The following is a 13,183-nucleotide window of genomic DNA, read 5'->3' on the forward strand; positions in this document are numbered from 1 at the left end:
TGCTTGAGAGAAAGGCGGCGGCTGGCATGGTTTTATTGGAAGGCACGGTACGCAGAATTACTTTTCATAACACAGAGAACTTTTATACCGTGCTGCGTCTGGAACTGCCGGGCAAACAACTGCCGGTTACGGTGGTCGGTCACTTTCCTGCGGTCAAAGAAGGAGAGCAATTGCGCCTGGAAGGCGATTGGATCACTCATGCCACCTTCGGCCGTCAATTCCGGGCCGAGAAAAGCGAGATCCTGCTGCCAACCACCGAGAACGGTCTGATTCGCTACCTTGGTTCCGGTCTGCTGAAAGGAATCAAACATAAACGGGCGGAAGCCATGGTGCAAAAGTTCGGTAAAGAAATCCTGCGTGTGATCCGGGAAGAGCCGCAGCGGTTGCAGGAGATTCGCGGCATCACAGCCAAAATGGCCGTGCAGATGCAGCGGGACCTGCAGGCGAATCAACAAATCGAAGCTTTTATGATCTATTTACAGGGCTTTGAGATCAGTCCGCATCTGGCGCTGCGCATTTATAAACATTATCAGGGGCAAAGCGGCGTCGATATGATTGCCTTGATCCGTGAAAACCCCTACCGTTTGGCCGATGAAGTGTTTGGCATCGGCTTCCGCACGGCCGACGAAATCGGCAAAAAACTGGGTGTGCAGGAGACTGATCCCAAACGCCTGCGCGCCGGACTCAGTTTTGTTTTGAGCGAGCAAGTCAATGACGGCCATTGTTATTATCCGGAAGAGCTCCTGCTGGAAAAAGCGGCGGAATATCTGAAAGTGGAAAACGCCTTGCTGCAGACGGCGCTGCTGTCTTTGCTGAGCAGCGGCGATTTTGTGGCGGAAGCGGAAGCCGGCGGCAGGCGGCGGATCTATTTGCTGCCTTTTTATCTTGCCGAAACCAATACGGCGCAGCGGCTGCGGCTGCTGTTGAATTTGGGTGCGGCGAATCTGCCGACTTTGCTGCAGGAGACAACCGGAGAAGACGATTTTCAGCTAAAACTGCTGCAGTTGCAAGCACAGCAGCAGATTACTTTTGCACCGGAACAGCGCATCGCTTTACAGGAAGCGCTGCATAACAGCCTGACGATCATTACCGGCGGACCGGGCACCGGTAAAACCACGATTGTGCGGGCTTTGGTGGCGCTTTATCTGCAATTGGGCGCCAAAGTTTTATTGGCGGCGCCCACCGGCCGGGCGGCCAAACGCCTGAGCGAAGTCACCGGCCGGGAAGCGAAGACTCTGCATCGCCTGTTGGAATACAGCTTTGTGGCCGGCAGCGGTGTTGATTTTGCCCGCAATGAAGACAATCCTCTGGGCTGTGATTTATTGATCGTGGATGAAAGCTCGATGATCGACTGCCTCTTGTTTTATCATTTGCTGAAAGCGTTGCCCAACGGCTGCCGTTTGATTCTGATTGGAGACCAGGATCAGCTGCCCCCCGTCGGCCCCGGCAATGTGCTGAAAGATCTGATTGCCTCCGGTGTGGTGCCGGTCGTGCAATTGCGGACTGTTTTCCGGCAGGCGGCCGAGAGCCGTATCGTAACCAACGCACATCGCATCAACCGGGGAGAGGTACCGCTCTATGGGGAACAAAACAGCGATTTCTTTTTTATGGAAAAAGAAAATGGCGAAGAAGCCCTGCAGCTGGTCTGCGATTTGGCAGCCGTTCGTCTGCCCAGTTTTCTGAATCTCGACCCGCTGGAAGGAATTCAGGTGCTGACACCGATGCGCCGCGGCAGCGTTGGTGTGGAAAGCTTGAATCAAGCCTTACAGCAGCGCCTGAATCCGGCCGCCCGGGGCAAAGCGGAACTGCAGCGCAACGGAGTGGCTTACCGTTTGGGTGACAAAGTCATGCAAATCCGCAATAACTACGATAAAGCCGTGTTCAACGGCGATATCGGCCGCATCATGTCGGTGGATGCCGAAGCGCAAAGCCTGGTTGTAGAATATGTCGACGGCGAGGGCAGCCATTTGATTGCCTATGAGGACAACGAACTGGACGAATTGGTGCAGAGCTATGCCATCTCCGTGCATAAAAGCCAGGGCAGCGAATACCCTGTGGTGATTCTGCCGCTGCTGACGCAGCATGCCGTGATGCTGCAGCGCAACCTCCTGTATACTGCCGTTACCCGCGGCAAAAAGCTGGTTGTTGTGGTTGGCAGCAAGCGCGCCATGCAGATGGCGGTCCGGCGCAATGATGTTGCCGTACGCTATACCGCTCTGGCTGAGCGCCTGAGGTTGGGCCGATGATAAAAAAACCCTGGCGCTATTACCCTTGGCTGCAGGCTGTCGGTAGTCTGATTTTCCCGCCGCTGCGGCAATGTTCGCTCTGTCAGGCTAAGATCGAAAGGGAAAGTGATCATGGCGTCTGCCCAAGCTGCTATGCCGGGCTGCCTTTTTTAGCGGATCCCGTATGTCCCATCTGCGGGACGCCGTTTCCCGGCGGTGCGATTTGCGGTGTCTGCCGGCAGCGGCAGACAACTTTTACCGCCAACCGTGCCTTACTTGCCTATCAAGACAAAGGCCGTGATCTGATCTTGGATTATAAGTACCGCTTTCAGCCCTCACTGGCCGATTTTTTTGCCGCCGAATTAACGGCGCGGCGTCTGCCGCAATACCAGTTTGAACAGACACCTCTGCTGACTTGGGTACCGATGACGCGCTCCCGCCTGCGTGAGCGCGGTTATAATCCCGCCTTACTCCTGGCGGAAGCGCTCAGCGTTACGAGCGGTTATCCGCTGCAGAATACCCTGGTCAAAACGAGCCAACCTCCCGATCAGCATGGTCTCAACCGTGCAGAGCGCTGGCAGGTGCTGAAGGATGTTTATCAGCCGATTGCCCACCTGCAGGCCGCCGGGCAGGTTTACCTGCTGATTGACGATGTTTACACCACCGGAGCGACCCTGCACTTTTGCGCGGCTGCGCTGCGCCAAGCCGGCGCCAAAGAGGTTTTCTGTCTGACGGCCGGCCTGACACTCTGAGGGATAGCGGGAAATGTTGCTTTGAGACAGCCGAAAAAAGAAGGAAAGTGAAATTGGTCTGTTGAACTGTAGCAATAAGACAGGTGAGCAAGCCTCCTGTCGGGTTAGTATCACAAGAAAGAGGTGTGACTATGAACCTACAGTTCAAAGCGAAACATTTTACTCCCAACGAAAACCAGATCGGTTACGCAAGCAAAAAACTTTGTAAATTTGACAAATTGCTCAACCGGGAAATCGAAGCCGCGGTCAACTGCAGCAGAGTCAAAGATCAGGAGCGAGTTGAGATCACGATCACAGCGGCCGGGTTCCGTCTGCGCGCCGAAGTCATTGCGCCTGAATTTTATGCCGCCTTCGATGCTGCTGTGGACACATTGGAAAGACAATTGGATAAATATAAAACACGCTGGAATACCAAGCGCAAGAGCGGAGATTCCATCCGCACCGGCGCTTGGCTGCCGGAAGAGAAAAGTCCGGCAGAGAGAGAACTCGAAGATCCGGAAATCATCCGTGTCAAACGATTTGCCTTAAAGCCAATCAGTCCGGAAGAAGCCATTATGGAAATGGAAATGCTGGCGCATACCTTCTATATGTTCCTTAACGCCGAGACCGAAGAAGTGAATGTGGTTTATCGCCGTAACGATGGCAAGTATGGTTTGATCGAACCGGAACTGAAGTAAGCATTGCGCACAAGCAAAAATCCCCCGGCGGCAGAGCCGGGGGATTTATTGATTCTGCCGAAGAAGGGTGATTGACTTAACCGGTTGAATGATTTAGAATGGTAAAGAATAATCGAGTCAGATTAATTTCTATTTGCTGAATGGATGACGGGAACCAGACGAAGCGGGCGTTCAAAACGCAGCGGCAAAGGAGTAAATGAAGTGAAAGCGAAAAAGCAATGGCTAACCGTTTTGTTTTCAATCGCCTTAAGCATTGCTTTGCTTTTTGTCTGCTATTCTTATCACGATTCCGCTGCCGACCCTTATGTTCTCAACCAGGAGGAAATACAGGATCTTTCCGACGGCTGGCTGCAGCAGCAGGACGGCGTCAAACTGAGTCTGCCCTACTCTGCGGGTCTGACCGGGCAGGCGCCCTTGGTTTTAGCCGGCCTGCTGCCGAGCTACCTGCCGGATTTTGCCGTCCTCTGCATCGAAACGAATTATCAATACCTGACGGTGACTGCGGGAGACACTGTGCTGTACGCTTCCAATGAAAATCGCTTGACGATCTTCGGCAAACCTTTCTATCTTACCCTGCATCTGGTTGAACTGCCGCGGGACCTGCAGGGCAGTTGGCTGACCTTTACAACGGGCACGAATGCGGCAGAGCAGAATGTGGGGATCCGTCGGCTTGTCCTTGGCAATAAAAGCGCGGTGACCATCCGCCTGCTGAGAGAAATTGCGCCTGAGTTGCTCTATTGCGTCATCATTTACCTGGCGGGACTGTTTTTTTTAACGGTGACATTTTTTTTCAATAAAACCAGCATGGCGGGCAGCCGCGCTATTTTCAGAAATCTGGGGATCTTTAGCCTGCTGGCGGCAACCTGGCTGCTGACGGATATTAAGCCGTTGCAGCTCTTTTTTCCCAGAAAAGAAGTGGCTTATTTACTTTCCTTCTGCAGCATGATGCTGATGCCGACGGCTTTTTTGCTGTTTGTCCGCCAAATTTGTCAGCGCGGGAAAGTGGGTTTGGACGTTCTGAGCTATCTGACCGTTTTTGCATTTTTGCTGAATTTAAGCTTGGCTGCCGCGGGGATTGCCAGCCTCGCTCAGACTATTCTGCTCAGCCACCTCCTGATTGCCGTCACGCTGATCTACGTGGCGGTGATTGGTTTGCTCGAATATCGGAATGACCGAAGCACAGATCTGCGCGAAATCATCCTCGGTATCTTTGTTCTCTGCTGCAGTGCCGGGATCAGCCTCGTTCAGTATTACTTTGCCAGACCGGATGACAATGCAAATTATGCCATGGTGTTCAAACTGGGTATTCTCGTCTTTATTATACTGCTGGCTGTCTCGGCAATCAGAAAAAGTGCGGCGTTTTATCGCGGTCTGACCGCAGCGGAGATTTATCGGAAAATGGCTTTTACCGATTCTATGACAAACCTGGGCAATCGAGCCGCCTTTGAAATTGACATGAGTCAAAGGCAAAAGCAACCGGATGCCTCGAAAAGCTTGGCGGTGGCCGTTTTTGATATGGATAACCTCAAACAAAGCAATGATAATTTCGGTCACCTTGCAGGAGATGAGCTGATTTGCGGTTTTGCCGCCTGTATACAAAATGTATTTCAGGACTATGGCACCGCTTATCGCATCGGCGGGGACGAATTCGCCGTGATTCTGGAGCTACAGGAGCGAGCGATGCCGGAGACCCTGATGTTGGAATTTGAACGCCGCATCCGGCAATATAACGCTTCGCATTTGCATCCGATCCGGTCATCCTGGGGATTTGCGGCAGCCGGGCAAGCACAGACAGAAGACGTCGATCTGGAGCAGCTGTTTAAAAAGGCGGATCAGGAGATGTACCGGCAGAAGGCAAAGCATAAATCGGATCTTTAAAAAAAAAAAGAGAAAAGCGCCGTCCGCTTCTCTTCAACAGAGAAGCGGATGGCGTTTTTTTTAACGGCAAGACGAAAATTCTGCCCGGCTGGTCTGCGGCCCAGACTTCAGCGAAGCGGTTTGCTGCTCCGGGGGACGGAATTCAACCAAACATGTCCCTGCGGGTAGGCTTTTTTCAGCGCGAAGCTAAGCCACTGCTGCTGTTCTTCCGACATCAGCGGCAGTACGGTCTCATAATCCTGCTGATAACCTTCCCGTCCCGGATCGCTTGATTTGTAAAGCAAAATCAATTCCGGCGCCAGATAAGGCACGCCGCCTCTTTGCAGAATGGCCTGACTGAGTTTGCGTTTGATTTCCGGGTTGCGGGCATAGAGGAAATCGCTGCTGTTGGTCTGGTCAAAGAGAAATTCAATGTAGTTGAGCTCGGTCTGCTCTTTCTGTTCCATTTCACAGCTAAAAAATCCGGCTTCTTTGCCGGGCTGCAGTTTGAAAGTGCGATTGCCCGGATAGATGCAGAAAAGGTTGCGTTTCAGCAGTTTTTGATCCTCCGGATCGTCGATCCGGTGGACCAAATTCTCACCGCAGGCTTCATACAGCGTCCAGCCTTTGGCCTGCATAAAGCGAATCAGGGTGTTGCGGTCTTTTTGCCAAACAGAAATATCCAGGTCGTAATGCAGCCTCGATTTTCTGTTTAAAAACAAATCGATGGCATAACCACCGCAGACAGCGTAATGCAGCGGTAAATCGGCGAGCAATTTGCTGGTTTGGATGACCAATGCAGGTAACATGAAAATCCCCTCCTAGTAGCTAATTTTGCTGACCGTGACCGGCTGCTGCGACTGTTTTTGTTTGCGATGACGGTATAGGTTAATCCCCAAAGCCGCCGCAAGACAGGCGATCAGAAAGATCGGCATGATCCAGGCATTGTAGGTTTCATCGCTGGTCAGTACTTCAACCCATAACGTATCCATCAGAGAGTTTGCCTCGTCGCTGAGATTGACATAAGATTCGGCTTTGGCGAGAATTTCCCTGGAGGGATAGCGGATGGGATCCCCGGTGATTTCTTGACCCAGCAGGGCGAAAGCGCCGGTATTGGCGGTGGAATAGCCGATGTAATCCATGTTTATGGCGGCCACACTGGGTTCGTTGAGAAAATTGATATACATTTCGGCGGCCAGTTTATTGTTGGCCACCACAGGAATACAAGTGCTGTCAACAAACATGTTGACTCCTTCTTCGGGGAACGAAAAGGCCAGGTCCGGATTTGATTTCTGCATTTGAAAAAAGTCGCCGGCATAATAGGGTGCCATGACCGCCTCACCGGCGATCATTTTGTCGTAAATTTCATCCATGACATAAGCCTGCACCAGCGGTTTCTGAATTTTCAGTTCCCGTACCGCTTCCTGCAGCTCATTGGCATTTTCACTGTTCATCGAATAGCCCAGTTTCTTCAGCGTGAGACCAAAGGCATCTCTGGGGCTGCCGAACATCAGGATTTCCCCCATGTAATTGGCGTCCCAGAGCGCGTTCCAACTGGTGGGGGCATCGGGAATGATGCCGGTATTGTAGATTATCCCGGTCGTGCCGCGACTGTAGGGGACGCTGTAGGTGCCGTTGGGGTCAAAGGCCATATTGCGGAATTCTTCCATGATGTAAGACGCATTGGGAATCTGATTGTAATCCAAGGGCAGCAGCATCTCTTCTTTGATCATGCGGGAAACCATATAATCGGATGGAATGATCACATCGTAACTGACGCTGCCGCTTTTTAATTTGGCATACAGTTCTTCATTGGTGGAAAAATTATCGTAGATGACCCGAATACCGGTCAGTTCGGCAAATTCCTTGTTGATATCCACATAATCCGAATCATTGGTCGCCATGTATTCACCCCAGTTGAAGACATTGACGGTGGTGTTGGTATCCGCCAGTTGACCGTAATAGTCCATATCGAGGGAAGCGTAATCGATGGTAAAATCAAAGGGTTCTGCCGCAGCGGTCTCTGCCGCCGTTTCCGCCGCTGTTTCTGCTGGCTCTTCCGCGCGGACCGGGCCGGTAAACGGAGCAGCCAACAAAGCGCAGCTCAGTAAGAGCGCAAGCAAACGAATATTCTTTTTCATCTGTTACACTTCCTCCTCTTTCCTGATATGGAGGGCTTGACGGGTTTCGCGTTCCTGCCGCAGCAGTTTTCTTTCCTTCTGACCTTCCGAAACATAAGAAATCAGCAGCACTGTCAGCACCACCACAAAAACGATTGTGGAAAGCGCGTTGATTTCCGGGCTGATCCGCCGGCGGGTCATGGCGTAGATGCGGATGGGTAAAGTCTGGGAGGCGGGACCGGTTGTGAAATAGCTGATCACAAAGTCGTCCATGGACATGGTCAGCGCCATCAGGAAACCGGCGAAAATGGCGGGGGAAATCTCCGGAATGATCACCTTGCGGAAAGCCTGCCAGGGCGTGCAGCCTAAGTCCAGCGCAGCTTCGTAAGTAAATTGATCCAGCTGACGCAGCTTTGGCATGACATTGAAAATAACATAAGGAATATTGAAAGTGATATGAGCCAAAATCAAGGTCAGATAACCGGCGTTGATGGGAATATTCATCTTTTCTCTGGCAAAAACAAAAAGCAGCATCAGGGAGACACCGGTGATGATATCGGGGTTGATGATGGGCAGATAGGTGATTGTGCGAACGAGCTGTTTTGCTTTGGAATTCAGCGAATTGATGCCGATGGCGGCCGCCGTGCCGACCAGCGTGGCGACAACGGAAGAGATGGCGGCAACCAGCAACGTATTGCCAAACGCGCTGATGATGGCGTCATTTTGAAAAAGCTTGCCATACCAGTCAAGGGTAAACCCGGTCCAGGCGCCGCGGCTTTTATTGGCGTTGAAGGAGTAGGTGATCAGCACGGCAATGGGAGCATAGAGAAAGACCATCACCATTGCCACATAAGAACTTTTCAGCCATTTCAAGTTTCTCATAACAGCACATCCTCCATTTCTTCATTATCAAAAGAGTTGAGGAGGCTCATGCAGAGCAGGATAATCACCATCAGAACAAGCGAAATGGCGGACCCCAGATTGGGATTATAGGTGTTGCCGTAAAACTGCAGATCAATCAGATCGCCGATCAGCAGATTGGCGCCGCCGCCCAACATCCGGGAAATAATAAAGGTGGAGATGGCCGGCACAAAAACCATAGTGATACCGGCGGTGATGCCGGGGATGCTCAAAGGCAGGACGACGCGGCGGAAAATATCGAAGAAGCCGGCGCCCAGATCGCGCGAGGCTTCAATTAAAGAATCGCTGATCTTGATCATAATGGTATAGAGCGGCAGGATCATAAAAGGCAGATAATTGTAGACCATGCCGAGCACCACGGCGCCGGGCGTATTGATCAGATTCAGCGGCGCGATGCCGAATAGGCCCAGGAAACGGTTGATCAGACCGGTTTTCTCTAAGATAGTCATCCAGGCATAGGTGCGCAGTAAAAAATTCATCCACATGGGCAGCATCACGAGCAAAAGCAGAAGGCGCTGGTTGTTGCCCACCTGGCGTGACATGATATAGGCCAGAGGATAAGCGATCAGCAGACAAATTGCCGTGGCAATGGCAGCCAGAATGATGGAGCGCATCAGCACCGGCATATATTTGCCAACCTGCGAGATGTTCTCAAGGGTCCATTGACCTTCCGCATTGGTAAAGGCAAAATAACCGATCAAAAACAGCGGTACAACAATAAAGATGACCATCCAAACCAGATAAGGAGCGGCGGCCGTTTTGGACTTAAACATTTCAGTTGCCCTCCATTTTTGCCATGATTTGGATGTTTTCGGGGGCAATCTGGATACCGATGTGCTTGCCAGGTTCGGCGAATTTCGTGGTATGGATCATCCAGTGCAAGCCATGGGCGCTGAGCATGGTTTCGTAATGGACACCTTTAAAAATCACGCTTTCCACAATTCCGCTCAATTGTCCCTCTTCCGGAGCGACAATCACCATATCTTCGGGACGAATCACCACATCAACCGGTTCCATCCGATCCCAGCCGCGATCCACGCAAGGGAATTTGACACCGGCAAATTCCACCAGCAGATCCTCATGCATAATTCCGTCCACGATATTGCTTTCCCCGATAAAATCTGCCACAAAGGCATTGACGGGTTCATTATAAATATTGACCGGCGTATCAATCTGCTGAATTTTACCGTCTTTCATTACCACAATGCGGTCGGAAAGCGTTAAGGCTTCCTCCTGATCGTGGGTGACATAGATGAAGGTGATTTCCAGGTTTTCCTGGATGCGTTTTAATTCTTTCTGCATATCCTTGCGTAACTTCAGATCGAGCGCACCCAAAGGTTCGTCCAGCAATAAAACCCGGGGGTAATTGACCAAAGCACGGGCAATGGCAACACGCTGCTGCTGCCCGCCGGATAATTGGTTGATGTTGCGGTGCTCGAAGCCCTGCAGGTTGACCAATTCAAACATTTCATTGACGCGAGACTGGATTTCTTTTTCCGCCAATTTTTTAACGCGAAGACCAAAAGCAACATTTTCATAAACATTCAAATGGGGAAAAAGGGCATATCGCTGAAATACAGTGTTGACCGGCCTTAAATGGGAAGGCAAATCATTCATTTTTTTGCCTTCGAACAGAACGTCTCCCTGTTTTGGCCGGATAAATCCGCCGATAATCCGTAAGGTGGTTGTTTTGCCGCAGCCGGAAGGTCCCAGCAAGGTTACCACTTCTTTATCATGAATATCCAGGCTGAAATCATCCAGGACGCGTTCCCCATTGTATTCCATTACCAGATTGCGCAAACTAATCAGTACTTTCTCATCTTTCATCCTGCAGTTCTCCTTCTTATCGTCACGTATTGGACCAATTCGATTTTGCTTGCATCATAAACCTCTTAGAAAAAAATTTTCGCATCCGTCTGAATGCGAATTTCAAATAGAATTATAGCATAAAACGTTCGCCACAGATATATTTATTTTGTAGTTTTCGGTGGAAAAGCAAATGGTAATTGCCAGCGGCTATTTCGGGCGCAACCGTGCCGAAAAAATTTATTTTCGCTGAGCAAAACGGGTTATCCATAGAGTTTCCCCCATCCTTTTCAGCTTATCCACAAGTTATACACCATGAATGGTGGATAAAAAGGCTTCGACTACCGGCAGAAGCGCCAAAATCAGCTGCCCGGTTATCACAGGCAGTTGATAAACCGGGCAGTTTGCCGAAAAATATCCTGATGAATCGTTCAATATCAGCTTGTTTCCCAATGAAGAAAGCTGAACAATAGGAAAACCAGGCAGTTTTTTAGTTTAATCTTTTTATAGATCAGGCGCTGCAAGCGTATATTTTCAGCGACTGACAAAAAGGAGCAAAGCCGGCTGTGTATAAAACAGCAAAGAACAGAGGGTAGCAATCTTAATAAGAAAAGGAAGGGAGTCTTAAGCAACGCGCGCCGGATTTGCGGCATTGCCTGAGACTCCGATTCTTTTTTCCTGCTTCTAGCAGCATTCCTCAAACAATTTGGCGGCCGTCTCCATATTCAGCGTCACATTCAAACCGAAAGGACAGCGTTTCACGCAGTCGCCGCAGGCCAGGCATTCCGACGGTTTGACCTCCAGATTTTCATAAGCCTGCTTCAGGGCTTCGGTCATGCCGTGATTTTTAGCGGAGTCGAGCAATCTGGTTATTTCGGCAATATTGATATGCATCGGGCAGGGCAGGCAATGATTGCAATACATACAGGTTTTGCTGCCGCCTGTATTAATTGCGGCTAAAACAGCGTGATAGTCTTTCTCCGCTGCGCTGTTTTGGGCAAAAGCGGCGGCGACTTTTACTTCCTCCAGATTTTTACAGCCAACCAATACGCTGCTGACCGCGGGACGGTCCAGGGCATACTGCACACACTGCGCTACCGTGAGGGCTTTGCCAAACGGGGAATCGGCCGGATCCAGGAGACAACCGGCTGCCAGCGCTTTCATGGCGGTAATACCAACCTTCCGCTCGGCGCAGAGATTGTAGAATTTAACGCGTTCTTCGTCGATGGTTACGGTGGTGGGGAATTTATCCTCGTCTTTCATCTCAAAGAAAGTATCCACATTGGGCATGACCAGATCGAAAATCGGACTGATACTGAACAACACCACATCGATTTTGCCGGTCCTGACAATTTCCTGCGCCACTTCGGCATTATGCGAACTGACGCCGAGAAAATGAAAGACACCTTTTTCTTTTTGTTCGCACATATAATCGAGAATGCCGTGCTCCAGTACCGTCTGCCAATCGGACATTTCGTCGACATAATGCAGCATGGCAATGTCGATGTAATCGGTATGCAAGCGCTGCAGAAAATCTGCGATGTAGAGTTGACATTGCTCCGGATCGCGGCTGCGTTTGTATTGTCCGTTTTCCACTACGGCGCCAACATGACCCTGCACATACATTTTATCCCGCTGCCCTTGGAGCGCATCACCGATTTTACTGCGGACATCCGGATCGGGCATAAACACATCGATGAGATTGATCCCCTGGCTGATGGCATAATCGATCATCTGCCTGGCTTCTTCCGGTGAAGCTTTGACGAAATATTCGCAGCCCAAACCAACTTCGCTGACCCGTAAGCCGGTTTTTCCTAAATTGCGATAATTCATAAAATTCGCTCCCTTCAAACTGTTTTATAACTAATTCTACCTGATTGGGAAAGAACCCTTCTTTGCACAGCCAAAGATAGAAAAAAAGGTTGTTTAAAAGGATTGTGATGTGACTTAAATTTACAAGGCGGCAAACCTGCTGCTTTGACTCGTCTGAACGGTAAAATAAACTATAGTTCAACCGAAACCTTGAAATCAGCGATTGGGATAGCGCTGCCTGCCGTCTTGTGCTATACTAGAAAACACATTCAGCAGGAAAAGAGGCAGATCCATGCAAGTATTCCATCAAACAGCAAAGGATTATACGACCTTGCCCTGGAGCGGCGGCAGCACGACACAGCTGTTTCTCTGGCCGCCAAAAGGCAGCTACCCCGAGCGTGATTTTCTCTTCCGCATCAGTTCTGCCACTGTGGAAACGGAAACATCCAGCTTTACAGAACTGCCCGGAATTGACCGGTGGATAACGCCTCTGCAGGGCAGTTTGACCCTGCGGCATGAGGGGCATCACAGTGTCACCCTGCAGCCGCTGCAGATTGACAGTTTCTCCGGCAGCTGGCAGACAACCTGTATCGGCAAAGCGCGCGACTTTAATCTGATGCTGAAAAAATGTCAGGGTCAAATGGAATTGCTGCCGCGGCGGAAGCGCCTGGAAATTGAGCCGACCAGGCGGGAAGCATTTGAAGGCTTCTATTTTACCAAACCCGGCAACTGTTTGGTGCAGGGCACAGTCTACGCTGTGCAGGCAGGGGACTTATTGCTGCTGCATTTACAGGCAGAAGAGGAACGCGTTGAAGTGATCCTGCAAATGGAAGAGACGTTGCATCTCGCGATCCAATTGTAAGCGAATACGGCATCTTGCGATCCAATTGTAAGCGAATACGGCATCTTGCGATCTAATTGTAAGCGAATACGGCATCTTGCGATCTAATTGTAAGCGAATACGGCATCTTGCGATCTAATTGTAAGCGAATACGGCATCTTGCGATCTAATT

Annotated in this window: 12 protein-coding genes; 6 read left to right on the top strand and 6 right to left on the bottom strand. The window is 50.5% G+C overall.

Annotated features, from left to right (window positions below; all coding sequences use genetic code 11):
- Positions 1 to 26 precede the first annotated feature (26 nt).
- The 4 genes from LLG09_04405 (at position 27) to LLG09_04420 (ending at position 5,532) form a co-directional block, all read left to right on the top strand.
- On the top strand, positions 27 to 2,246 hold the full coding sequence (locus LLG09_04405; GenBank protein MCE5196356.1) for an ATP-dependent RecD-like DNA helicase: 2,220 nt from the start codon (positions 27 to 29) through the stop codon (positions 2,244 to 2,246).
- The gene (locus tag LLG09_04410) at positions 2,243 to 2,977 is read left to right on the top strand and encodes a ComF family protein (protein ID MCE5196357.1); all 735 of its coding nucleotides are present in this window, start codon (positions 2,243 to 2,245) and stop codon (positions 2,975 to 2,977) included. The genes LLG09_04405 and LLG09_04410 overlap by 4 nt, the downstream gene beginning before the upstream one ends.
- A 131-nt stretch (positions 2,978 to 3,108) precedes the next feature.
- Positions 3,109 to 3,654: a ribosome-associated translation inhibitor RaiA gene (raiA, locus tag LLG09_04415; GenBank protein MCE5196358.1), complete on the top strand. Its 546-nt coding sequence runs from the start codon at positions 3,109 to 3,111 to the stop codon at positions 3,652 to 3,654.
- Between the two features lie 201 nt (positions 3,655 to 3,855).
- Positions 3,856 to 5,532, top strand: coding sequence for a GGDEF domain-containing protein (locus tag LLG09_04420; protein ID MCE5196359.1), 1,677 nt, complete (start codon positions 3,856 to 3,858; stop codon positions 5,530 to 5,532).
- A gap of 107 nt (positions 5,533 to 5,639) precedes the next feature.
- Here LLG09_04420 and LLG09_04425 read toward each other — a convergent pair whose 3' ends face one another.
- Genes LLG09_04425 through LLG09_04445 form a run of 5 tightly spaced genes read right to left on the bottom strand, consistent with a single transcriptional unit; the run spans position 5,640 to position 10,337 of the window.
- Positions 5,640 to 6,320 carry a hypothetical protein gene (locus tag LLG09_04425; GenBank protein MCE5196360.1) on the bottom strand — a complete coding sequence of 227 codons (681 nt, stop codon included), beginning with the start codon at positions 6,318 to 6,320 and terminating at the stop codon, positions 5,640 to 5,642.
- Positions 6,321 to 6,332: 12 nt separating this feature from the next.
- The gene (locus LLG09_04430; protein ID MCE5196361.1) at positions 6,333 to 7,652 is read right to left on the bottom strand and encodes a spermidine/putrescine ABC transporter substrate-binding protein; all 1,320 of its coding nucleotides are present in this window, start codon (positions 7,650 to 7,652) and stop codon (positions 6,333 to 6,335) included.
- A gap of 3 nt (positions 7,653 to 7,655) precedes the next feature.
- Positions 7,656 to 8,513 carry an ABC transporter permease gene (locus LLG09_04435; GenBank protein MCE5196362.1) on the bottom strand — a complete coding sequence of 286 codons (858 nt, stop codon included), beginning with the start codon at positions 8,511 to 8,513 and terminating at the stop codon, positions 7,656 to 7,658.
- Positions 8,510 to 9,325, bottom strand: a complete 816-nt coding sequence (locus LLG09_04440) for an ABC transporter permease (GenBank protein ID MCE5196363.1) — start codon at positions 9,323 to 9,325, stop codon at positions 8,510 to 8,512. The genes LLG09_04435 and LLG09_04440 overlap by 4 nt, the downstream gene beginning before the upstream one ends.
- Before the next feature lies 1 nt (position 9,326).
- A complete protein-coding gene (locus tag LLG09_04445; GenBank protein ID MCE5196364.1) occupies positions 9,327 to 10,337 on the bottom strand; it encodes an ABC transporter ATP-binding protein in 1,011 nt (336 codons plus the stop codon).
- A 221-nt stretch (positions 10,338 to 10,558) separates the two neighbouring features.
- Between LLG09_04445 and LLG09_04450 the strand changes: the two genes are divergently transcribed.
- Positions 10,559 to 10,831, top strand: a complete 273-nt coding sequence (locus LLG09_04450; GenBank protein ID MCE5196365.1) for a hypothetical protein — start codon at positions 10,559 to 10,561, stop codon at positions 10,829 to 10,831.
- 211 nt (positions 10,832 to 11,042) lie between these two features.
- On the opposite strand, the gene LLG09_04455 is transcribed toward LLG09_04450, so the two are convergent.
- Positions 11,043 to 12,191, bottom strand: a complete 1,149-nt coding sequence (locus tag LLG09_04455; GenBank protein ID MCE5196366.1) for an aldo/keto reductase — start codon at positions 12,189 to 12,191, stop codon at positions 11,043 to 11,045.
- Between the two features lie 271 nt (positions 12,192 to 12,462).
- On the opposite strand from LLG09_04455, the gene LLG09_04460 reads away from it, so the two are divergent.
- On the top strand, positions 12,463 to 13,032 hold the full coding sequence (locus LLG09_04460; protein ID MCE5196367.1) for a HutD family protein: 570 nt from the start codon (positions 12,463 to 12,465) through the stop codon (positions 13,030 to 13,032).
- Positions 13,033 to 13,183 lie beyond the last annotated feature (151 nt).

Source organism: Negativicutes bacterium, assembly GCA_021372785.1.
Lineage (GTDB): Bacteria > Bacillota > JAAYKD01 > JAAYKD01 > JAAYKD01 > JAJFTT01.